Below are 22,371 nucleotides of genomic sequence, written 5' to 3' on the forward strand. Positions count from 1 at the left end.
GTCGGGGGCGGGGCACGGAGGGAGTCCCCGCCCGGGCCGGACCCAGACCCGGACGGGGAACGATCGAACAGCGCCGGTCAGTGAGGGCCGGACAGTGGGGGCCGGACAGTGGGGGCCGGGCAGGGGGACCGGCCAGGGGGGTTCGGTCAGTGCGAGCCGGCCAGGTCCAGGTCCTTGACGTCGGGGTCGCCCTCGTCCGCGAAGTAGTCGCGGCGCCGGGTCCCGTCCTCGCCCTCGGCCACCTTGGCCGCGCGGAACGCCAGCGTGGCGAGCACCGCCACCACCAGGTTGACCGCCAGCGCCAGGAACCCGGCGTAGATCGTCATGGTGGTGTCGAAGCCCAGGTTCTGCAGGCCGAACGCCGAGCCGCCGAAGTGCGCCTTGCCGCTGGCCGGGTTCGGGATCAGGTAGAGCATCCACATGCCGGCCGCCAGCCCGGCCGCCCAGCCCGCGATCAGACCGCCCTTGTGGAACCAGCGCGTGTACAGGCCCAGCGCCACCGCCGGCAGCGTCTGCAGGATGATCACGCCGCCGATGAGCTGCAGGTCGATCGAGAACTGCGGGTCGAGCAGCAGGATGCACAGCACCGCGCCCACCTTGACCACCAGCGACACCAGCTTGGAGACCTTGGCCTCCTGGGCGTCGGAGGCGTTCTTGTTGAGGTATTCGCGGTAGATGTTGCGGGTGAACAGGTTCGCCGCCGCGATCGACATGATGGCCGCCGGGACCAGGGCGCCGATGCCGACCGCCGCGTAGGCGACGCCGGTGAACCAGTCGGGGAACATCTGGTCGAACAGCATCGGCACGATGGTGTTGGTGTCCGGCTTGCCGTTGGCGCCGACGACCGGCTTGGTGCCCGCCGCGATGGCCATGAAGCCGAGCAGCGCGATCAGGCCGAGCAGGAAGCTGTAGGCGGGCAGCGCCGACATGTTGCGCTTGATGACGTTGCGGTTCTTGGAGGCGAGCACGCCGGTGAGGCTGTGCGGGTAGAGGAACAGGGCCAGCGCCGAGCCGAAGGCCAGCGTGACGTACTGCACCTGGTTGCCGCCGTTGAGGATGACGCCGTCACCCGGAGCGGGCGTGGCCGCGAACTTCTGCCCGGCCGCGTCGAAGATGGCGCCCCAGCCGCCCAGCCTGGCGGGGATGTAGAGGACCGCCACCAGGATCACGATGTAGATGAGCGCGTCCTTCACGAACGCGATCAGCGCGGGCGCGCGCAGCCCCGACTGGTAGGTGTAGGCCGCCAGGATCGCGAACGCGATGATGATCGGCAGGTGCCCGGTGATGCCCATCGCCTTCAGCACGGCCTCGATGCCGACGAGTTGCAGCGCGATGTACGGCATGGTCGCCACCAGCCCGGTGATCGCGATGGCCAGCGCCAGCGTCGGCGAGCCGAACCGGGCCCGGACGAAGTCGGCCGGCGTGACGAACCCGTGCACGTGTGACACCGACCACATGCGCGCCAGCACCAGGAACACCAGCGGATAGACCACCACGGTGTACGGCAGCGCGTAGAACCCCAGCGCCCCCGAGCTGAACACCAGCGCGGGCACGGCCACGAACGTGTAGGCCGTGTAGAGGTCACCGCCGACCAGGAACCAGGTGATCCACGAGCCGAAGCTCCGCCCGCCGAGGCCCCACTCGTGCAGGCTGGCCAGGTCGTTCGGCCGCCGCCACCGCGAGGCCACGAACCCCATGCCGCTGACCAGCAGGAACAGCAGGATGAAGACGACCAGCTCGGTCGTGTGCCGGCTCACTTGGTCATCCTGTAGACGAGCGTCGTGCTGGCGACGCCCACGATGATGAACGCGAGCTGCAGCCAGTAGAAGAGCGGGAAGCCCAGGAGGCGGGGCTCGTCGGCGTTGAACAGGAACGTGCACAGCGGCAGCACGATCGGCAGGACCAGCAGCCAGTTCCATGGGCTGCGGTCGGTCCGCGGCTGACCGGGTTCCCCGGTAGTCATCGACCCTCCGATGAATGGATCAGGAGCCGGATGTGACCGGTCCCTGACGGCTAGTCAATGGAGGGAGATTAGCTGCCGGGTGATATTAAACCCAACGTCCAACACATTACGGTTTGGCCTAAATGTTGAGATTGGCTCTCGGCATGCGAGACGCCGACGCCGGCACTGTAGTCGCGGGAACACCGCGATCGTCCTCGCCGATCGCCGAATGGTCGGTGCCGCGCGCCGAACGGTCACACGGTCCGGTCCGCAGCCGTCCTCGGCTCGTGCCGCACGTCATCCGGCCCGCCGATCCGGCGCGTCCAGGCGGCGAACTCGGCCAGCACCCCGTCGGGGTCCTTGACGTAGATGGAACGGATGAACACGCCGTCGTGGAGCTCCGGCGCCACGCCGGACTCGCTGTCGTCGTGGTTGAGCGGCACGCCGACGTCTCACAGGGCCCCCTGGAAAACATGACATGAGGTGTCCGGTATCCGGGAGACGATCGGTCCCATGATTGCTGTGGTGGCGGGGGCGACCCGCGGAACGGGACGAGGCATTGCGGTCGCGCTGGGAGCGGCCGGCGCGACGGTCTACTGCACGGGCAGGAGCACACGCGAGCGGCGCTCGGAGATGAACCGGCCCGAGACCATCGAGGAGACGGCCGACCTGGTGACGGCGGCCGGGGGCACGGGCATCGCGGTCCAGACCGACCACCTGGACCCCGGCCAGGTCGCGGCGCTGGCCGGGCGCGTACGGAGCGAGCAGGGCCGGCTCGACGTGCTGGTCAACGACGTGTGGGGCGGCGACCACCTGTGGGAGTGGGACACCCCCGTCTGGAAACACGACATGGACAAGGGCTTCAGGCTGCTCAGGCTGGCCGTCGACACCCACATCATCACCAGCCGCCACCTGCTCCCGCTGCTCATCGAGCACGAGGGCGGGCTGGTGGTGGAGGTCACCGACGGCACCTGGTCCCACAACGAGACCCACTACCGCGAGAACGTCTACTACGACCTGGCCAAGGTGGCGGTGAACCGCCTCGGCTTCGCCTGGTCGAAGGAGCTGCGCCCGTACGGCGGCACGGGGCTGGCGATCACGCCGGGCTTCCTGCGCTCGGAGGCCATGCTGGAGAACTTCGGCGTCACCGAGGACAACTGGCGGGAGGCCAAGCTGGACCCCGAGCACGCCAGGGCCTGGATGGTCTCCGAGACCCCCGCCTACGTCGGCCGCGGGGTGGCCGCCATCGCCGCCGACCCGGACAGGCGGCGCTGGTCGGGCCGGTCGGTGGAGAGCGGTGACGTGGCCGAGGCATACGGGCTCACGGACGTGGACGGCAGCCGCCCGCAGGTGTGGCGCTACATCCGCGAAGTCCTGGAAGCAGGTGGGGAGGCCGCCCCGCAAAGCTACCGGTAGTCATTTGTAGAGCGCGGACATGCGGGCGGCGGCCTCGGTGACCATCGCCCGCAGCTCCGGCGGGCCGAGCACCTCGGCCTCCGGCCCGAACCGCAGCACCTGCGAGTAGGCCACGGGCAGCGACTCCACCGCCAGCCGTACGGTGCCGTCCGGCTGCGCCGAGGCCAGCGCGTCGTCGAGCGCCGCCGGGTCGGCGACGTGCCGCAGCATCCGCAGCCCGGACTCGCTGAGCCGTAAAGTGATCACGTCCCGCAGCAGCGAGCGCGAGAACTCCGCCGACTGCCCGGCCCAGAAGGCGGCCAGGTCGAAGCCCGGATCGCGGTCGAAGGACTCGGCGAGTACGGAGATCTCGCCGAACCGGTGCACCCGGAAGATCAGGAACCGGGTCCCGAGCCGGGCCGCCAGATACCAGGCGCCCGCCTTGAGCACCAGCCCGTACGGCTCCAGCGCGCGCCGCTTGTCCCGGTAGAGCGCCGAGACACGCTGGTCGTTCCACACGGCCCTGGCCAGCGGCGCCAGCGCGGCCAGCGGCGCCAGCGCGGCCGGCGGCGGATCGTCGGCCGCGCACCAGCCGGGCGCGTCCAGGTGGAAGCGCTGCGCGGCGACCGCGGGCGCGTCCCGCAGGGCGGGGGAGAGCGCGGCGGCGGCCTTCAGCCGGGCCGTGGCCGCCACCTCCTCCAGCCCCATCTCGCGCAGCGCCGCCGGCACCCCCGACAGGAACAGCGCCTCGGCCTCGGCCCGGCCGAGCCCGGTCAGCCGCGTACGGTAGCCGTCCAGCAGCCGGTAGCCGCCGCCCCGCCCCCGGTCGGCGTAGACGGGCACGCCCGCCTCCGACAGCGCGAGCACGTCGCGGTGCACCGTGCGCTCGGACACCTCCAGCTCCTTGGCCAGCTCTCCCGCCGTCATCCCGCCGCGGCCCTGCAGCAGCAGGACCAGCGACATCAGCCGCGAGGCGCGCACAGCGGCAGCACCACCGCGGAGGGGCGGTCGGGCGAGTGGAACACCTCGACGTCGGCGGGCACCATCGCGCCGCCCGCGCCGAGCGGGTCGCCGGTGCCGTGGTTGCGGGCGATCGTCGGGTAGGCCCCCGCCGCCACGTGCACCCTGATCCGGTGGTCCCGCCTGAACCGGTGCCCGATCGGCCACAGGTCCACCTCGACCCGGCGCACGCCGTCTCCCATGGTGCCCATGATCCCATCCTGGGGGCCGAGCCGCCGCACGCCCTCGCACACGTTGTAGGAGTGCCCGTCCGGGAGCACGTCGCACACCCGGACCACCACGTCCACGTACGGGGTGCTGGACCGTACGAACAGCTCGGCGCGTACCGGGCCGATCATCTCCACGTCCGACTCCAGCGCGGCCGAGCTGTAGACCAGCACGTCACGGCGCTGTTCCAGGCGCCGCTGGTCACGCGGCCGGGAGTCGCCGAGCAGCACGGGACCGCCGAGCACCGGCGTCGGATGGTCGGGGTGGTAGCGGAAGCGGTCCGGCTCGGCCGCGTGCGGTGCCCGCGTCCCGAGCCCGAACCCGTGCTGCAGGTGCCAGCGCTGCTCCCGCATGCCTGGCACCGGCCAGTCGGGGTAGTCGCGCCACTCCTCGGCCCCCGTCACGTAGAGCCGCACGGGGTCCGGCCGCAGCCCGGAGTGGTCGCCCAGCAGGTGGGCGCGGAACCAGGCGATCGCCTCGGCCAGCGCGGGCCGCCCGTGCCGGGTGTCCACGTGGTACCAGGGCCCGATCGTCAGGTAAGGTCGCCGCCCCGCCGCCCGCATCGCCGCGTAGTCCTTGAGCTGCCAGGGCAGGAACACGTCGTACCAGCCGCCCAGCATCGTGACCGCGGCGTCCACCTCGCCCACCATCGGTGAGAAGTCACGCTTGTCCCAGTACGGCACAGCGGGGTCGGTGTGATGGGCGAGCAGGTTCTGGTAGAAGGGGAGCGGGCGCCCGGCCGAGACCAGGTCCAGCTCGGCCACCGGGCGGCCGGACAGGACCGCCTTGCGGGTGAGCCGCGGCGCCGTCCATGCCGCCGCCCCGCCGACGAGGGGGCGGGACATGACGTCGGTCAGCGTGGTCCAGCTCAGCGCCGACTCCAGCGCGAACGCGCCGCCCACGTAGGCCGCGTCCCTGAACTGCGACGCGGTGATCTGCGTGGCCAGGGCCTTCAGCTCCGGCCCGGCGTAGGGCGCGACGGACCACTGCGTGTAGCCGAGGTAGGAGGGGCCGAACATCGCGAACGAGCCGCCGTACCAGGGCTGCTCGCGCATCCAGGCGATGGTGGCCAGGCCGTCGTCGTGCTCGTCGCCGAGCGGGTCGAGCAGGCCGCCCGAGCCGAAGCCGCCGCGGCAGCTCTGGATCACCACGTGGAAGCCCTGCCGGGCGAAGGCGCGCCCGTGGACCAGGCCGAGCAGGCCACGCCGGCCGTACGGGGAGCGCATCAGGATGACGGGGGCCCGCTCGCCACCGGCCGGAGCGTAGTGATCGGCCAGCAGCGTCACGCCGTCAGGCATCGGCACGGGGATATCACGCTGGCGCCGCACACGTCTCATGTACTAACCAGTAACAGATGCCTCCCGGGGTGCGGTAGCCCGGGGGCACCCCTAAAGGCATCGGCCGAGCCGGACGGCGAACCGGCGTGCCCGCCCCACCGAGGGGCGGGCACCGGTCGTTACGGGATCGCCCGGTCGGGGCGCTCCGAGATGCGTACCGCGTTGACGATCGTCTCGCCCTGCCGGGTGGCGAAACGCACGTTGAGCTGCCCGTCGGTCACCTTGACCGTGTACTGCCTGCTCACGGCCGTGTAGGTGCCCGCCTCCAGGGCGAGGTCGAGCGCCGGGATGGCCAGTTGTCCCTCGGCCAGCACGTCGAAGACGCGCCTGCCCGGCTTCGTGCTCTTGATGTCGGCGAAGTCAAGCTCGACCGTGTACGTCCCGGCGGGCACGTTGTCGAACCGGTATTCGAGCATGCTCTCCCGGGCCGTCCTGAACAGCGTCTGGTCCTCGGTGCCGCGGATCGTCCTGGACGTGCTCGCCGTCCGGTTCTGGTTGGTGATGTAGCCGTACCCGCCCGTGGTGTACCTGCGGTCCGGCGTCCAGGTGTCACCGGCGGAGTCGGTCACGTTCCTGGTCGCGCCGACGTCGATGGCCACCTGATGCTTGGGCACCACGACCGTCACCTTGATCTCGATGGCCGGCTGCCGGCCGCTGGCCGATTCTACCAGCAGCGTGCCCTGGCGCGTCGTGCCGGGCGCGACGCCGGCGCTGGAGACCGTCGCCGTCAGCGTCACCCCCTGCCCCTTGGCCAGCTCGCCGGCCGTCGGGGTCACGGCGAACCACGGCTCGGCGGTCACCGTGTACGGCGTGGGCGAGCCCAGGTTCGTCAGCCGCAGCGTCCTGGTGCGGGTCGCGCCGGCCGGCATCACCACGGTCAGCTCCGCGACCGACGCGCTCACCTGGCCGGTGACCAGCGCCGTGTCGATGCGCGTCACCGTGGTGGGCGCGACCGTGGCGTCCTGGGTGAAGGTGCCGTAGTGCTCCTTGGACACCACGACCTCGTAGTCGCCCGCCAGCACCTGGCCGTAGAACGTGCCGTCCTCGGCGGTGGTCAAGGTGGCCACGTCGCCCACCTTCACCGTCGCCCCGGCCAGCGGCCGGCCGTCGTTGGCGTCGGTGACCACGCCGGTCACCAGGCCGTGCCGGCTGGCGGTGAACGCCAGGCTCTGCCCGGTGGACATCACCGGCTCCTCGTAGGAGTAGAGCAGCGCGTCGTCGCCGGCCGCGTTCTCCACGCCGATCGTGGCGCTGGTGCCCTGCTCGCGCTCGGTCTCGATGTCCTTGTACCGGAAGCCGACCGAGCCGTCCTCGCCCAGCAGCGCCGCGAACGACACCCGCTGGTCGGTGGTGTTGTAGAAGAGGACGTTGCGCCACTCGACGACGTACGTGCGGTGCGGCGCGGTGCCCGTCACCGCCGTGTAGATTCCGGCCTGGGAGTCCACCACGAGGTCGTCCCAGTACGGGTAGACCGCGTTGTTGGGGGTGCCGGTGGTCGGGAGCCGGCCGTTGCTGGCCGTGACGACCCGGTCGTTGGCGAACGTGACGAAGCCGTTCGTGGCGATCCACGCCCGGCCCTGGCCGGCGCCGTAGAAGGGGACCTGGAACGGCAGCGTCACCTGCACGGCCTCGTCGTCGCCGGTCAGCGCCAGCTTCTCGGTGCCGGCCACGTAGGCCTGCGTGCCGCTCCGGCAGGTGTAGCCGAAGCCGTCGCCGCGCAGCGGCAGCTCGATGTCCCTGGTCACGTCACCGGCGACCGCGACGGCCGCCGTGGTGCCGCTGGAGCAGCGTGACCCGGGCGAGACGCGCAGGTCGTAGGAGCCGTGCGGCAGCGTCAGGCGGTAGCGGCCGGCGGCGTCGGTGACCGCCCGCACCGGCGTGCCGGCCGCCTCGACCGCCGCGCCGGGCTCCGGCGTGCCGGCCGTGCTGACCGTGCCCGTGACCACACCGCTCGGCTGTACGGTCATGGTCAGGTCGGAGGTCGTGGACTGCTCCGCGGTGATCGTGGCGATCGCGGTGGCCCGGTCGTAGCCGAACTTCCCGGCGCTGACCTCGTACGCGCCGGGCAGCAGGCGCGGGATGGCGTACGTGCCGTCCGCGCCGGTCTCCACGGTGCGGCTCAGCGGGCCCGACACCGTGATCGTCGCCCCGGCCAGCGGCGCGCCGCCCGCCGTCACGGTGCCGGCCAGGTCGCCCAGCCCCTCGTCGGGGGCCGCCTGGACGGCGGCGTAGGTGTCGAGTCTGCCCTCGCCCCAGACGTTGTTGTCGGTGGCGGTGCCGCCGCAGCTCGTGTCGTTGACGTCGATGGCGGTGGTGTCCAGCAGCGGCCGGGTGGCCTCCACCTGGTTCTGCAGGCCGGGCGAGCCCGACCAGATCAGCGCGACCGTGGCCGCCACGTGCGGCGAGGCCATCGACGTGCCGGTGTAGGAGTCGTAGGAGTCGGTGGGGACGGAGGAGCGCACGTTGACCGCGGGGGCGGCGATGTTCGGCTTGATCTCGCCGCCCTCGCCCTCGCCCTTGCTGGAGCGGTTGTAGAGCACGTTGTTGACGTCGAAGCCGCCTGCGCTGTAGCTGATCCGGTACTGGCCCGGGGAGCCGCTGGTGCGGCAGGCGGGACCCTCGTTGCCGTTGGCGAACGCCGGGAAGATCCCGGCGGCGATCCACGACTGGACGATCTGCATGTACCAGTCGTCGAACCCGTCGCCGCCCCAGGAGTTGTTGACGATGTCCGGCGCCAGGTCGGGCCGCGGGTTCTGGCCGTTCAGGTCGGTGGGCGCGAGCATCCACTGGCCGGCCGCCAGCAGGGAGGCGTCGGTGCAGGTGTTGAGCTCGCAGCCCTTGGCGGCGATCCACCTGGCGGCCGGGGCGACGCCGATGCCGTTCGCGCCGACCATGGTGCCCATGGTGTGCGTGCCGTGCCCGTTGTTGTCACACGGCGCGGGCGACGGGCAGACGCCGGCCGGGTCGAACCAGTTGTGGTCGTGGGTGAAGGTGCCGTCCTGGTTCCGGCCCCGGTAGCTCATGACCAGGTCGGGATGGTCGAACTGGGCGCCGCTGTCGATGTGCCCGATCACGATGCCCTCGCCGCGGTTGCCCAGCTCGTTCCACACGCGCGGGGCGCCGACCCGGTCGATGTTCCATTCGACCGCCTCGTCGTTGACGCGCACCCTGGGCTCGGCCCGCCCCGGGACGGGCTTGGGCAGCGAGAGGGTGCGGACCGGCTCGATCCGGTCCACCTCGGGCAGCTTGGCGATCTCGCCCGCCAGCTTCTCGCCGGCGGTCACCCGCACCGCGTTGACGATCCAGTACGAGGTGTAGTCGGCCTTGCGGGCGTCGAGCAGCTCGCGCAGGGACCGCTGCGAGGTGTCGGCCCGCTGTGTCTTGGCCTCGAAGACCCGCTCGGCCTTCGCGTCCTTGGTGACGGCCCGGCGGACGCCGCTCAGGTCGGCCTCGCCCTTCATCCGGACCCAGAAGGTGGCCTTGTCGTCCCGCGTGAGCTGTGACTGGACGGTCGCGTCGATCTTGCCGGGGTCTGGCTCCGCGTTCGCGGCCCGCGGGACCAGCAGGCCGGCTAAAGCGACGATTCCGGCCAGGATCGCGCGCCAGTGAGGGGTGTTCGGCACGGGCTCTCCTCCACGACATGTGAAGAGGTGATCTTTACGCCTCTGTCGAGAAGGGTGAAGAGATCTTGTGGGGATTGCAAGAGGTGGCGCGAAACGTTACTCAGCCGACGGAAATGTAATCTGGTCAGCGGAAATGCCGACTTTTCTAGCGATAGCCGACTGCCTCCAGGATCCGCAGAAGATACGCCTTGATCTCCTCCGTGCTCTCCCCGTCCGGGCGGGTGCCGATGTGGGCGAGCACCGCGGCGGAGAGGATCTCCTGGGTCACGTCCACATCGGCGTCCGGTGCCAGTCGCCCGAGCTCCTGGGCCTGGCACAACGTCTGGCGCACCAACGCGGCGCGGCGCCCGCCGTTGACCTTCCGGTAGGTGGCCAGCAGCTCCGGGTAGTCGTCGACGGAGCCGTAGAGGCGGCGCAGCAGCCTGCGGTGGCGCGGGTCCGTCAGGTAGGTCGCGATGTCGCCGACCATGTGCTCCACGTCGCGCCAGCCGACGAAGGCCGGGTTGTGGTCGTGGTTGGCCCACTCCAGCGTCCGCGCCAGCAGCTCGGTCTTGCCGGCGAACCTGCGGTAGACCGTCGCCCGCGTCACGCCCGCCCGCCTGGCGACCTGCTCGATGCTGAGCTGCACGGCGCCCACCTCGATGAGCAGGTCGAGCGCGGCCGTCATGATGGCGAGGTCCGCCTCCTGGCTGCGCGGCCGGCCGGCCGGGCGGGGCGCGGGCGCCGGGTCGGTCCTGTCCATGTGCGTCGGGTCACTCCCCGGGTCGTTCGGGCCGTCCCGCAGATTCTATGGAGTCGCGGGACGGCCCTCTCCTCGTCCGGATGGCCCTACCGCGCGTCCCAGGTGACGGGGAGGCGGTGGACGCCGTAGATGGCCATGTCGGTCCGCAGCGGCACCTCGTCGGGCGCCACGGCCAGCCGCAGCGACGGGAACCTGGCGAACAGCGCGGGGAAGGCCGCCCGCATCTCGACCCTGGCGAGCTGCTGCCCGAGGCACTGGTGCACGCCGTGGCCGAAACCCAGGTGGCTGCCGCCCGTCCGGCCCAGGTCGAGGGTGTCCGGGCTGGGGAAGCGGCCGGGGTCGCGGTTGGCGGCCGGGAGTGAGACGGTGACCGTCTGCCCCGCCCTGACCAGCTCGCCGCCCAGCTCGACGTCCTCCAGCGCGGTGCGGATGAGGAAGGGGATGATGCCGAGGAAGCGCAGCAGCTCCTCCACCACCTGCTCGATCCGCTCCGGCGCGGCGCGCAGCACGGCGAGCTGGTCCGGATGGGTGAGCAGCGCGAACGTGCCCAGGGCCAGCATGTTGGCCGTGGTGTCGAGCCCGGCGCCCAGCAGCGTGAACCCGATGTTGGCCAGCTCCTCGTCGGTCAGGTCGCTCCTGGCCAGGCCGCCGAGCACGTCGTTGGTGGGCGTCACGCGCCGGGCCTGGATCAGCTCCATCATGTGCCCTTGCATCGCGACGAAGGCGGCCATCGTCTCCTCGTGGGAGTTGCCCGGCCGCAGCAGCGCGGCGGACTCGTCCAGGAAGCGCTTCTGGTCCTCGGCGGCCACGCCGAGCAGTTCGCAGATCACCACGGCCGGGATCGGCGCCGCGAACGCCTCCACCAGGTCCGCGGTCGGGCCCTGCCGCTCCATGGCGTCCAGGAACGTGCCCGTGACCTCCTCGATGCGGTCGCCGAGCCGGCGCATCCGGCGCACGGTGAACTCGCCGGTGAGCAGGTGGCGGTAGCGGGTGTGCCGGGGCGGGTCCATCGACAGGAACATCCCGGGCGGCGCGGGCCGGGCGGGTCCCTGTCCCGGCATGGCGACGGGGTGGTGCAGCAGCTCGGACCGGGTGCTGAAGCGCCGGTCGGCGAGCACGTCGCGGGCCAGGGCGTGGCTGGTCACCAGCCACCCCTGGTGGCCGTCCGCGTAGGCCAGCGGGGTGACGGGCCGGCTCTCGCGCAGCTCGGCGAGCTCGGTGGGCGGGTCGAACGGGGTGGGGCGCAGTGTGGGGAGCGGGATCGCCCCTGTGTCCGTCATCTCGGGTCTCCTTGCCGATCGGAGGTGCGGCAAGAAATGATACAGAGCAGCTCTGTATTGAAATATGGGGGGGTGGTGGGCGGCGGTTCGCGTTGCGCGATCATGGACGGGCGGATAGCCTGAGCGCATGCGAAATCACGCTCAGCTCCAGTGGTGGCGCCGCTCCTAGGCGGCGCGTGTTTCGCATTCCTCAACGGACGGCCGCCCCGGATGGCGGCCATTCTTCTGTTCGCCCCGGGGCCTGAGCATCTGACGCAGGTAAGGGGCAGCAAGTGGAGACGCGCGGATATACCACCGCCGGGGGCATCGGCGTCGAGCGCGAGGCGCGCGACGTGGACGAGGCGGCGCTCGAAGAGATCGTGACGGCCCTGGGCGAGCGGCGCGGGGGCGCCTTCTCCTCCGGCATGGACTACCCGGGCCGCTACAGCCGATGGGCCTTCGGCTACGTCGATCCGTGCCTGGAGCTGGTCGCCAGGGGGCGCGTCATCTCGGCGACGGCGCTCAACGAGCGCGGCCGGGTCGTGCTGCCCGCCGTCGCCTCCTGCCTGCTGGCCGCGGGCAAGCCGGTCGCCGAGCCCACCCCCGACCGGGTGGAGGTGCACGTCCCCGAGTCGAGCAACCAGGCGGGCGACCTGCTGCCGGAGGAGATGCGCAGCCGCCGGCCCACGGTGTTCACCGCGATCCGGGAGGTCATCGCGGTGTTCAAGGGCGACGACCCGCACCTGGGGCTCTACGGCGCCTTCGGTTACGACCTGGCCTTCCAGTTCGAACCCATCAGGCAGGAATTGGCCCGCCCCGACGACCAGCGCGACCTCGTGCTGCACCTGCCCGACCGGCTGGTCGTGATCGACCGGCAGCGCGAGACCTGCGTCGAATACCGCTACGAGTTCACCGTCGACCGCGCCACCACCCGCGGCCTGGACCGGACCGGCCAGAGCACCCCGCCCATCACCCCCGGCGAGCTGCCGTCCAACCCGCCGAAGGGCGAATACGCCAAGGTCGTCGCCGCCGCCAAGGAGCGGTTCAAGCGCGGCGACCTGTTCGAGGTCGTGCCCGGCCAGGTCTTCCACGCCACCTGCACCGACCCGGCCGCCTTCTACCGCGGCCTGCGCCAGAGCAACCCGGCCCCGTACGAGTTCATCATCAACCTCGGCCAGGGCGAGCACCTGGTGGGCGCCTCGCCCGAGATGTACGTCAGGGTGAGCGGCGACCGCGTCGAGACCTGCCCCATCTCCGGCACCATCGCCCGCGGCAGCAACCCGGTCGAGGACGCCGAGGCCATCCGTACCCTCCTGTCCAGCGTCAAGGAGGAGTCGGAGCTGACCATGTGCACCGACGTCGACCGCAACGACAAGTCGCGCATCTGCGTGCCGGGCACGGTCAAGGTCATCGGCCGCCGCCAGATCGAGCTCTACTCCCGGCTGATCCACACCGTCGACCACATCGAGGGCCGGCTGCGCCCCGAGTTCGACGCGCTCGACGCCTTCCTCACCCACATGTGGGCCGTCACCGTGACCGGCGCGCCCAAGACGTGGGCCATGCAGTTCATCGAGGACCACGAGGCCACCACCCGCCGGTGGTACGGCGGCGCCATCGGCTTCATCGGCTTCGACGGGTCCATGAACACCGGCCTGACCCTGCGTACCGCCCAGATCAGGGACGGCGTGGCGACCGTCAGGGCCGGGGCCACGCTGCTGTTCGACTCCGACCCCGAGTCGGAGGAACGGGAGACCGAGCTCAAGGCCAGCGCCCTGCTCGGCGCCCTGTCCGCGGTCAACCAGCCGGGCTCGGTGCCCGCCCCCGAGCGCCGGCCGCAGCCGGGCCTGGGCATGAAGGTGCTGCTCGTCGACCACGAGGACTCCTTCGTCAACACCCTGGCCGACTATTTCCGGCAGGAGGGCGCTGACGTGGTGACGCTGCGCCACGGCTTCCCGGCACACCTGATCGACGAGATCGCGCCCGACCTCGTGGTGCTCTCGCCGGGCCCCGGCTGGCCGACCGACTTCGGCATGTCGAAGCTGATCGACGAGATCTACGCCCGCGACCTGCCGGTGTTCGGCGTCTGCCTGGGCCTGCAGGCGATGGTCGAGCAGGCGGGCGGCACGCTGGAGCTGCTCGACCATCCCGAGCACGGCAAGCGCGGCCGGGTCTCCCGGCTGGGCGGCAGCGCGCTGCTCGACGGGCTGCCCGAGGAGTTCACCGCCGCCCGCTATCACTCGCTGCACGCCAAGCGGCCCGGCGTGGTCGGCTTCACCCCGACCGCGCTCACGCCCGACGGCAACGTCATGGCCATCGAGGACGTCGAGCGGCGGCGGTTCGCCGTGCAGTTCCACCCGGAGTCCATTCTGACCCAGGAGGGCGGCGCGGGCGCGAAAATCATCGCGAACGTGCTGCGGCTCTCTCGTAGGTAGGTAAAAGGGCCGCGGGGGCGTGCGGGGCTCCCCTAGAGTCTCCGCATGCTCCCCGTAGACCTTCCCGACACGGTGCGTGACGCGCTGCTCGCCCCGCTCGTCGACCACCACTGTCACGGGGTACGGCGCGACGACCTGGCCAGGGCCCAGTTCGAGCTGCTCATCAGCGGGGGCGGCAGCCCGGCCCCGCCCGGCACCACCCACTTCGACACGCCGTTCGGGGTGTCGCTGCGCCGCTGGTGCGCGCCGCTGCTGGACCTGGAGCCGCACGCGCCGCCCGCCGTCTACCTCGCCCGCCGGGCCGAGCTGGGCGCGGCCGAGGTCAACCGGCGGATGCTGGCGGGCGCGGGCGTGGTGGCCTTCCTGGTCGACACGGCGCAGTCAGACACGGCGCGGTCCGCCACGGGGCCGTCTGCCACGGGGCCGTCCGCCGCCCCGGCCGAGCCCGTGCTGCTGAGCGCCGCGGAGATGGGCCGGCACGGCGGCGCGGCGGCCGACGAGCTGGTACGCATCGAGCAGATCGAAGGCGGCGTGGCCACCTCGGCCCAGCTCGCCGTGGACTACCTGGACGACCTCGGTGAGGAGCTGACCGTCCGGGCCGCCAGGGCGGTCGGGCTCAAGACCATCATGGGCCGCCTGTGCGGCCTCGACCTCGACCCGTCCCGGCCGAGCCGGGGCTCGGTGATCGCGGCCGTCAACCGGCGGCTGGACGAGCCCGGGGAACCGCCCACGGACCAGATCCTGCTGCGCCACCTGCTGTGGTGCGCGATCGACGTGGCCAGGGAGCGGGGGCTGCCCGTGCAGTTCCACACCGGCTTCGGCGGCGCCGGGCCGGGCCGCGCCGACCCGGCGGGGCTGAACGAGATCGTCAAGGCGCTGCAACCCGTCGGCGTGCCGGTGATCCTGCTGCACTGCTACCCCTACCACCGCCAGGCCGCCCACCTGGCCGGCCTCTACCCGAACGTCTACGTCGACGTCGGCCTCGCGGTCCCGCACACCGCCGGGGTGACGGCCACGGTCGTGGACGAGCTGCTCGCGCTGGCGCCGTTCCACAAGCAGCTGTTCAGCTCCGGCGGTCACGGCGTGGCGGAGTCCGCCTACCTGGGCGCGCTGTCCTTCCGGCGCGCGCTCGGTGGGGCGCTGGCCGCCCGGCTCGGCGCGGGGGAATGGAGCGCCGCCGACGCGGCCCGGGTGGCCCACATGATCGGCTCGGGAAATGCCCGGCGGATATATCGCCTGTGAACTCCTCCTTGTCCAACCATCTGCGGGTGCCGTGCACGGCCGCGCGCCTGCCTCTGGCGCGGGCCGGGGAGGCGCTGGAGCGGGTCGGCCTGGCCGACGTGGCGGGCAAACGGGTGGGCATCCTGCTCGGGCTGGCGGTGCTGCTGCTGACCGGGGCGCGACGGCGATGACCGCGCTGATCGCGGGCGGAGACGTGACCTTCACCGCGACGATCGCCCGGATCGCGATCGGCGTGCTGGCCGTGCTGGCGCTCTACACGCTGTTCGGGTTCGGCGTCGGGGCGCTGATCAAGAACCAGGTGGGCGCGATCGTCGCGGTCATCGTCTGGGTGCTGCTGGTGGAGTCGCTGGTCAACGCGATTCCGGCGCTGCAGCCGGTGGGCAGGTGGACGCCCGCGGGGGCCGCCGCGGCCGTCACGAACTCGGGGGCCGGCCTCGGGGTGGACCTGTCGTACCTGCTGCCGGCCTGGGCGGGCGCCCTCGTCCTGCTCGCCTACGCCCTGCTCTTCGCGGCCCTCGCCTGGTCCACCACCCTCCGCCGCGACATCACCTGACGGCCCCCGGACGCCTGCTCAGCAGGTGAGGGCTTCGCGTGCGGAGTGGGGACGCGCTGCTCGGCAGGCGGCTGGCTTCGCGTGTGAAGTGGGGACGGCCGGTCAGCAGGTGGGGGTCTCGCGTGCGGAGTGGGGACGGCCGTCCATGCAGGCGCCGAGCCGGGTGCCGACCACCTGCATGGCCTCCGCCAGGGCGGCCGTCTGCTCCGGGGTCAGGTGGTCGAACAGGACCTCGCGCAGCGCGCGCGTGTGGTCCGGGGCGATGGCGGCGATGACCGCCCGCCCCGCCGGGGTGATCTCGGCGACGCTGGCCCGGCCGTCGCTGGCGTCCGGGCGCAGCCGTACGTAGCCCCGCTCCACGAGCTTGCTCACCCGGTGGCTGAGCCGGCTGATCGAGACGTTGCCCACGGTCGCCAGGTCGCTCAGCCGCAGCGGGCTCGAGGCCAGCGCGGTGAGCAGGCCGTATTCGACGTGGACGAGGCCGTGCGCCCGGAACGTGCGCTCCACCTGCGGGATGCCGACGAGCATGACCGCGAGCAGGCCCTGCCACGCGCGCCGCTCGTCCTCGCCGAGCCCTTCGACCAACGAACCCCTCCAGGGGTCAGAAGCGTCCCACCGCGACGATGACCGCCACCGCCAGCAGGACCAGATTAACCGCGATGCTCTCCTTCCGCCTCCGGTGCACGGCCGCCGCGAGGATCATGGTGATGCCGAGACCGGCGGCGGCGAGCGGGGTGAGCACGGGGGCGATGCCGGTGAGCCAGGGCAGCACCACGCCCACCCCGCCCAGCACCTCCACCGCGCCGATGGCCCTGACCTGAGCCTGGCCGTACTCCTCGACGAACGGCATGTGTGGCCGCAGCCGGTCCTTGGGCTGGGAGAGCTTCGCCCCGCCCGACCCGACGAAGGCGACGGCGAGCAGGATCTGGAGCACCCACAGGAACGCGTTCATAGCTTGACCTTTCAAGTATCTGGCAGGCCCCCACCGTAGACCCACTTGGCGGTGTTGTGTCCTGGCGCCCCAATCACTCTCGCGGCCATCGCGTTATCCATGGCGCTGGCCCTTCCCGGAACCGCGGCGGCCGACGACCCGGCGCAGCCCGACGTGCAGGCGCGCGCGGGCACACGGGCGCCTGCCGAGGTGAGCGGCCTGGCCGAGCCCGCACCGGCCGGGGATCCGGTCGCGGCGGCCAAGGCGCACCTGGCCGACCCGCGCTTCCACCTCGACCCGGCCGACCTGGTGCCGTTGCGGACCGTCGCGGACGGCCAGGTGCACACCACGCCCGTCGTGCACGACCTGGCGAGGCGCTCGCCGTGCCTTCTCGCGAGGGCACGGCGAGCGCCGACTCGCTCGGCCGTTCGCAGGGCGTCGGCCTGGGTGTCGCCCGATCCGGCGGCCGTGGGGACCGTTAGGCTCCCGAGCCGGCGGCGGCCGATCCAGATGAGCAGGGGCGACGCTGCGCCGGGTGCCGACTCGCGCCGAGCTGGGCGAGCTGGTTTGCTTGAGCCGTCACAACATACCCAACCCGAGCGGGGGCTCTCCGTGGGCACTGTCGATCCCGAGATCGATGTCAAGTTTCGTAGCGACATGGACGTGGAGCTGGTCAAGTCGGCCGCATCGGATGCCGACGTGCTGTGGGCCGCGCGAGTCTCCACCAAGGGCGAAAGCTCTCTGGCCGAGATCGAGGCCGACCCTCAGCGCTCCAAGGGTCTCATCAACTTCCTGATGAGGGACAGGCATGGGACGCCGTTCGAGCATTCGTCCATGACCTTCTACGTCAGCGCGCCGATCTTCGTTTTCCGGGAGTTCATGCGGCACCGCACCTTCTCCTACAACGAGGAATCAGGAAGGTACCGGAAGCTTGTTCCGGTTTTCTATGTGCCAGGGCCTGACCGCAAACTCGTACAAGAGGGCAAGCCCGGAAAATACGTGTTCAAGGACGGCACCGCCGAGCAGCACAAACTGGTCGCCGAGGCGACTCGGGAGAGTTGCCGGCAGTCCTATCGTGCCTACCTGGAAATGCTCGAAGCCGGAGTCGCTCGCGAAGTGGCCCGCACCGTGCTTCCAGTCGCCCTCTACTCCTCGATGTATGCCACGTGCAACGCTCGCGCCTTGATGAATTTCCTGTCGCTCCGGACCAAGCGCGAGGACTCCACGTTCCCGTCGTTCCCCCAGCGGGAGATCGAGATGGTAGCCGAGAAGATGGAGGCGTTGTGGGCCGAGCTCATGCCGCTGACTCATGAGGCTTTCGAGGCGAATGGGCGCGTTTGCCCTTGAGCATTCAGTGCCCTGGACTGTCAGTGCCGCCTGGTTTCAGGATGAGGTGACCAGCGAGGGGGACCGGAGAACTAGAATGAGTCTGGCGTATCAGGCCGGTCGCCGCGGCGTGCCCGCGGCCCCCGGCCGACTGGTGAGAGGTGCTCAGGCGAGTGCCGGGAGCACGTAGACCTCGGCCCCCGGCGGCAGGGCGCAGTCCAGGCCGCCGAGGCCGCGGGCGTTCTCGCCGCACACGATCATGCTGATGTGGCGGCGGATGCGCCCGTACTCGTCCCGCAGCCGCTCCTCCAGCAGCGGATGCGTACGCCGGAGCATGTCCAGGGCCGAGCCCAGCGTGGGCGGGGAGTCGCGGTCGGCGCCCACGGCGAAGACCTTGACCTCCGTCCGCCCGCTGACCCACCGCCGCAGCGAGTTGGGCAGCACGAACACGACCATCATCACCGGCTTCGTCATCGACTAGAGCACCGCCGCGCGCACGGTGAGCACGTCAGGCAGGTGCCGGCCGACCAGGGACCAGGTCTCACCGTCGTCGCGCGAGCCGTAGACCTCCCCGTCGCGCGTGCCGAAGAACACCCCCGCCGCCGAGGCGGTCATCGCATCGCGCAGCACGGAGGCGTGCACGGGCCCGGTGGCCAGCCCCGACGAGAACGGCTGCCACGTGTCGCCCGCGTCGTCGCTGCGGTAGATCCGGTAGAGGTGGTCGACCGGGGTGCGGTCGATGTCGGCCCGCAGCGGCAGCACATAGATCGTGCCGGGCCGCGACGGGTGCGCCACGATCGGGAAGCCGAAGTCCGACGGCAGGCTGGAGCCGATGTCCTGCCAGCTCCCGCCGAAGTCGTCACTGCGGTAGACGCCGAAGTGGTGCTGGAGATAGAGCCGCTCGGGCCGGGCCGGGTCCATGCCGACCTTGTGCACGCAATGCCCGAACTCCGGGTATTGCTGACCCTCAGGCAGGAAGGGGGCGCGGATGTTGTGGTTGGCGGCGGTCCAGGATCGGCCGCCGTCGGTGGTGCGGTAGAAGCCGCCGGCGGAGATCGCGACTCCCATGATCGCGGGGTCGGTGGGGTGGTTGACGATCGTGTGCAGGCACAGGCCGCCGCCGCCCGGCTGCCACTGCTCGCGGTGCGGGTGCTCCCACAGGCTCTCGACGAGCCGGTAGGTGATCCCCCCGTCCTCGGAGCGGAACAGCGCGCCGGGCTCGACGCCCGCCCACACCACGCCGGGCTCCGACGGCGACGGGGTGAGCTGCCAGACCTTGGCCAGCGTCGCCCCCGTCTTCTCCGGGAAGGCGATGGGCGGCTGCGGCGCCTCCTCCCAGGACTTGCCGAGGTCGTCCGAATACATCACGGACGGCCCGAAATGGCCGTATTCGATGCCCGCCAGCAGCCGGGGTGTGGTGCCGCGCGTGTCGATCGCGACCGAAGGCACCGCGACCGTGGAGAACTGGATCGGCTCGATCTCGAACGGTCCGCCGTCCGCCGAGCGGCCCAGGAACAGGCCCTTGCGCGTGCCGATCGCGAGCATTGCCTCACTCATAGCATCGCTCCCATGTTCGCTTGCCGCCATCGTGCCACGCGGCACCGACAGTCGCCGAAGACTGGGAGATTCGCCCCATGCTCCGCCCTCCGGCCCGCATTACCCGAGGGGTAATCGTGACCCTTCCCCGCAGCCGGTAGGTTGCCGGGCATGGGAGCGGCAGCGATAGCGGCACGAGATGAGTCCTTCGGCGAGTTGTTGCGCGGGTGGCGGCAGCGCCGCCGGGTGAGCCAACTGGACCTGGGCATCGAGGCCGACGTTTCGGCCCGTCATATCAGTTTCCTGGAGACCGGGCGCGCCCGGCCGAGCCGCGAGATGGTGATGAAGCTGGCCGAGGAGCTGGGGGTGCCGCTGCGGCACCGCAACAGGCTGCTGGTGTCGGCCGGCTTCGCGCCGCTCTATCCCGAGCGTGAGGTGCGCGCCCCCGAGATGCAGGTTGTCAGGCAGGCACTGGACAAGATCCTGGCCGGGCACGAGCCGTATCCGGCGGTCGTGGTGGACGCGGTGTGGAATCTGGTGGCGGCCAACGCGGCGGCCGCCATGTTCATGGAGGGGGTGCCGGCCGAGCTGCTGGAGGAGCCGATCAACGTGATGCGGCTGTCGCTGCATCCGGCGGCGATGGGCGGGCGGCTGCTCAACCTGGCGGAGGTCCGGGCCCACCTGCTGTACCAGTTGCGCAGGCAGTCCGAGATGTCGGGCGACGGGCGGCTGGCGGAGCTGTACGACGAGTTGGCGTCGTACACGTATCCGGGGGTGGATCTGAACGTGGCGCACGTGCCGGGGCCCGCCGACATCCTGGTGCCGTTGCGGATCGCGGCCGGCGACCGGGTGCTGTCGATGTTCACGACGATCGCGACGTTCGGCACGCCGGTGGACGTGACGGTGTCCGAGCTGGCCATCGAGACGTTCTGGCCCAGCGACGAGGAGACCGCCGCCGCGTTCACGAAGCCCTGACCGGCGACCGGGGCTCTGACCGGTGCTCTCCGGCGCTCTACCGGGCGGGCTGCGGTGCTGGCGGTGGGGTGAAGGGCGGGCTGGGGTGCTGGCGGGGCCTGGGGTTCTGACGGGCGGTCAGGGTTCTATCGGGCGGTCAGGGGCAGGTCGTGGCCGGGCTCGCCGCTCGCGATGGGCGCCTCGACGGACAGCGTGGCGATGCCGCCGTCCGTGATCGGCAGGCCGCCCGTGACGGTGTAGGTGCGCATGTCGAACGCCCCGCCGGTGGGTGCCGCCGCGGCCGTGAACGCCGGGAACGCGTTGCCGCCGGGCACGACCGAGGTGGAGATGTAGTCGCCGACCATGCGGCCCTGCGTGGTGTTCGCGAGCCAGTCCGGCGCCATCGGGCCGTGTAACTCGCGGGGCGCCGACCAGCTCGCGCCGGCGTTGGTGGAGGACCGGAAGCCGACGGTCAGGCGGCAGGTCGAGGCGGTGCAGGCGGCCTCCGGGTAGCGGTAGTAGGTCAGGGCGAGCCGGGCCGTGGCGCCGGAGCTGGCGCGGTCGACGCCGAGGCCGGGGATGAAGTGGTCGCCGCCGTCGTCCGTGACCCGCAGCACGTCGTCCCAGGCGGCCCCGGTGGCGGACTTGCTCAGCACGATGTCGTTGCCGGTACAGCCGTACTGGAAGCGGCAGTCGTGCCAGGCGAGGTAGACGTTCCCGGCCGCGTCCGTCTCCGCCGACGGCAGCGGCGTGGCCCGCAGCCCGCCCGCGACGGTGTGCCGCTGCACCTCCGCGACCAGCACGGAGGCGCTCCAGGTGGCGCCGCCGTCACGGGAGCGGAAGGAGCGGATCTCGCGGGCGTTGCTCAGGTACGGCACCACGACCGTGCCGTCGGGCCGCACCACCGGCTGCCCGCCGAGCCCGGAGGCCGAGGTGCCGGTCACGGTCCAGGTGAGGCCGCCGTCGGACGAGCGGGCCATCCTGATCGCGTTGCCCGCGCCGTTGTCGTCGAAGGTCACGTGGCAGCGGCCGTAGAACGGGCTGGCCGGGGTGTTGTCGCAGGCGATCCAGCTCTTGTCCAGGTCGCCCGTCCCCGCGACGGCGGTCGTGACCGGCGCGCCCCAGGTCAGGCCGCCGTCGGCGGACCGGCTGGTGAGTACGGCGGACCCGCCGGTGCCGGTCATCGCCAGGGATGAGATCAGCCAGACGCCGTGCCGGGCGTCGTAGGCCACCGACGGGCCGCTCACCCGCTGGTACGGCCCTCCGCTGAACCCGGTGATCCCCGGCAGCACCCCCCTCGTCCAGGTGGCCCCGTTGTCGGGGGAGGCGGCGAACGCGACGCCGGACGCCCCTCCGTCGAAGAACCGGCCGGCCTGCTGCGCGACCACGATGGTCGTGCCCGACTGGAAGGTGTCCGGGCCGGCCTGCGTGCCGTGCTGGCTGGTGGCGTTGGCGTAGGCGTCCGCCCCGAGCTCGGTCAGCGGCACGGGCGCGGCGTCATCGACGGTGACGGTGGCCGCTGCGGGGGTGGAGACGAGCAACGATGCCGCGGTGACGACGGCCGATACGATCAGTAAGCCGCCGATTCCTCGGCGCCTGGCGGGGGATGGCACGGGCAACCTCCACAGGGCGTGTCACCTTCAACAAGGCACCCTCCATCCCCCGCTGTCAACCACCTGATCAGAAGACGGACCTCCGCCCGGAGAAGATCCCCAGGTCGTCGCCCGATCCGTTCCGCGACAGCGCCGCACCACGTTCCCTGGGCGGCACCAAGGCCCCGCCGTCCCCGCCCGGCCTCGTCCGTCTCCGGTGGACTGGCGGGCCGGGCACCGGTCAGTGCGCGCCGGGCCGCGCCTGACCGGTCGTCCGGCG

The 22,371-nt window shown here is 71.6% G+C and carries 20 protein-coding genes; 7 read left to right on the top strand and 13 right to left on the bottom strand.

All coding sequences use genetic code 11. The annotated features are described in order from the left end of the window. Positions 1-146: 146 nt before the first annotated feature. The 3 genes from ABGB18_RS04695 to ABGB18_RS04705 all read right to left on the bottom strand — a co-directional run bounded on the left by ABGB18_RS04695 (position 147) and on the right by ABGB18_RS04705 (position 2,385). Complete coding sequence (locus ABGB18_RS04695; RefSeq protein ID WP_347694069.1) at positions 147-1,757, bottom strand: sodium:solute symporter; 1,611 nt, start codon at positions 1,755-1,757, stop codon at positions 147-149. Beyond that, the gene (locus ABGB18_RS04700) at positions 1,754-1,963 is read right to left on the bottom strand and encodes a DUF3311 domain-containing protein (protein ID WP_347694070.1); all 210 of its coding nucleotides are present in this window, start codon (positions 1,961-1,963) and stop codon (positions 1,754-1,756) included. Before ABGB18_RS04700 ends, ABGB18_RS04695 begins: the two co-directional genes overlap by 4 nt. A gap of 233 nt (positions 1,964-2,196) precedes the next feature. Continuing rightward, a complete protein-coding gene (locus ABGB18_RS04705; RefSeq protein ID WP_347694071.1) occupies positions 2,197-2,385 on the bottom strand; it encodes a hypothetical protein in 189 nt (62 codons plus the stop codon). A 70-nt stretch (positions 2,386-2,455) separates the two neighbouring features. Here ABGB18_RS04705 and ABGB18_RS04710 point away from each other — a divergent pair, with 70 nt between their 5' ends. After that, positions 2,456-3,358, top strand: coding sequence for an SDR family oxidoreductase (locus tag ABGB18_RS04710; protein ID WP_347694072.1), 903 nt, complete (start codon positions 2,456-2,458; stop codon positions 3,356-3,358). Here the strand turns inward: ABGB18_RS04710 and ABGB18_RS04715 are convergent, their stop codons facing one another. The 5 genes from ABGB18_RS04715 to ABGB18_RS04735 all read right to left on the bottom strand — a co-directional run bounded on the left by ABGB18_RS04715 (position 3,359) and on the right by ABGB18_RS04735 (position 11,546). Further along, positions 3,359-4,318: a WYL domain-containing protein gene (locus tag ABGB18_RS04715; protein WP_347694073.1), complete on the bottom strand. Its 960-nt coding sequence runs from the start codon at positions 4,316-4,318 to the stop codon at positions 3,359-3,361. Next, complete coding sequence (locus ABGB18_RS04720) at positions 4,300-5,862, bottom strand: CocE/NonD family hydrolase (RefSeq protein WP_347694074.1); 1,563 nt, start codon at positions 5,860-5,862, stop codon at positions 4,300-4,302. The genes ABGB18_RS04715 and ABGB18_RS04720 overlap by 19 nt, the downstream gene beginning before the upstream one ends. 158 nt (positions 5,863-6,020) lie before the next feature. Next, positions 6,021-9,524 carry a S8 family serine peptidase gene (locus ABGB18_RS04725; protein ID WP_347694075.1) on the bottom strand — a complete coding sequence of 1,168 codons (3,504 nt, stop codon included), beginning with the start codon at positions 9,522-9,524 and terminating at the stop codon, positions 6,021-6,023. Positions 9,525-9,669: 145 nt separating this feature from the next. Beyond that, a complete protein-coding gene (locus ABGB18_RS04730; protein WP_347694076.1) occupies positions 9,670-10,266 on the bottom strand; it encodes a TetR/AcrR family transcriptional regulator in 597 nt (198 codons plus the stop codon). An 86-nt stretch (positions 10,267-10,352) separates the two neighbouring features. Continuing rightward, on the bottom strand, positions 10,353-11,546 hold the full coding sequence (locus ABGB18_RS04735; RefSeq protein WP_347694077.1) for a cytochrome P450: 1,194 nt from the start codon (positions 11,544-11,546) through the stop codon (positions 10,353-10,355). Between the two features lie 272 nt (positions 11,547-11,818). Between ABGB18_RS04735 and ABGB18_RS04740 the strand changes: the two genes are divergently transcribed. From ABGB18_RS04740 to ABGB18_RS04755, 4 genes are read left to right on the top strand one after another with little or no spacing between them, the layout of a single operon-like run. Beyond that, positions 11,819-13,957, top strand: a complete 2,139-nt coding sequence (locus tag ABGB18_RS04740) for an anthranilate synthase component I (protein ID WP_347694078.1) — start codon at positions 11,819-11,821, stop codon at positions 13,955-13,957. Positions 13,958-14,002: 45 nt separating this feature from the next. Beyond that, the gene (locus tag ABGB18_RS04745; RefSeq protein ID WP_347694079.1) at positions 14,003-15,199 is read left to right on the top strand and encodes an amidohydrolase family protein; all 1,197 of its coding nucleotides are present in this window, start codon (positions 14,003-14,005) and stop codon (positions 15,197-15,199) included. Further along, entirely contained in the window at positions 15,196-15,369 is a 174-nt protein-coding gene (locus ABGB18_RS04750) for a hypothetical protein (RefSeq protein ID WP_347694080.1), read from the top strand. The genes ABGB18_RS04745 and ABGB18_RS04750 overlap by 4 nt, the downstream gene beginning before the upstream one ends. Beyond that, a complete protein-coding gene (locus ABGB18_RS04755) occupies positions 15,366-15,752 on the top strand; it encodes a hypothetical protein (RefSeq protein ID WP_347694081.1) in 387 nt (128 codons plus the stop codon). The genes ABGB18_RS04750 and ABGB18_RS04755 overlap by 4 nt, the downstream gene beginning before the upstream one ends. Positions 15,753-15,854: 102 nt before the next feature. Here ABGB18_RS04755 and ABGB18_RS04760 read toward each other — a convergent pair whose 3' ends face one another. Both ABGB18_RS04760 and ABGB18_RS04765 read right to left on the bottom strand, forming a co-directional pair. Continuing rightward, positions 15,855-16,337, bottom strand: coding sequence for a MarR family transcriptional regulator (locus tag ABGB18_RS04760; protein ID WP_347694082.1), 483 nt, complete (start codon positions 16,335-16,337; stop codon positions 15,855-15,857). Between the two features lie 16 nt (positions 16,338-16,353). Next, the gene (locus ABGB18_RS04765; RefSeq protein ID WP_347694083.1) at positions 16,354-16,704 is read right to left on the bottom strand and encodes a DoxX family protein; all 351 of its coding nucleotides are present in this window, start codon (positions 16,702-16,704) and stop codon (positions 16,354-16,356) included. A gap of 99 nt (positions 16,705-16,803) precedes the next feature. On the opposite strand from ABGB18_RS04765, the gene thyX reads away from it, so the two are divergent. Further along, on the top strand, positions 16,804-18,030 hold the full coding sequence (gene thyX, locus ABGB18_RS04770; RefSeq protein WP_347694084.1) for an FAD-dependent thymidylate synthase: 1,227 nt from the start codon (positions 16,804-16,806) through the stop codon (positions 18,028-18,030). Between the two features lie 144 nt (positions 18,031-18,174). On the opposite strand, the gene ABGB18_RS04775 is transcribed toward thyX, so the two are convergent. Both ABGB18_RS04775 and ABGB18_RS04780 read right to left on the bottom strand, forming a co-directional pair. After that, the gene (locus ABGB18_RS04775) at positions 18,175-18,483 is read right to left on the bottom strand and encodes a molybdopterin synthase sulfur carrier subunit (protein ID WP_347694085.1); all 309 of its coding nucleotides are present in this window, start codon (positions 18,481-18,483) and stop codon (positions 18,175-18,177) included. Between the two features lie 3 nt (positions 18,484-18,486). After that, positions 18,487-19,566 (bottom strand): exo-alpha-sialidase, encoded by a 1,080-nt coding sequence (locus ABGB18_RS04780; RefSeq protein WP_347694086.1) that lies wholly within the window; start codon positions 19,564-19,566, stop codon positions 18,487-18,489. Between the two features lie 150 nt (positions 19,567-19,716). Here ABGB18_RS04780 and ABGB18_RS04785 point away from each other — a divergent pair, with 150 nt between their 5' ends. Continuing rightward, a complete protein-coding gene (locus ABGB18_RS04785) occupies positions 19,717-20,520 on the top strand; it encodes a helix-turn-helix transcriptional regulator (RefSeq protein ID WP_347694087.1) in 804 nt (267 codons plus the stop codon). Positions 20,521-20,645: 125 nt separating this feature from the next. Here ABGB18_RS04785 and ABGB18_RS04790 read toward each other — a convergent pair whose 3' ends face one another. Beyond that, entirely contained in the window at positions 20,646-22,040 is a 1,395-nt protein-coding gene (locus ABGB18_RS04790) for a sialidase family protein (protein ID WP_347694088.1), read from the bottom strand. Positions 22,041-22,371 lie beyond the last annotated feature (331 nt).

This window comes from Nonomuraea sp. B12E4 (assembly GCF_039871825.1).
Lineage (GTDB): Bacteria > Actinomycetota > Actinomycetes > Streptosporangiales > Streptosporangiaceae > Nonomuraea.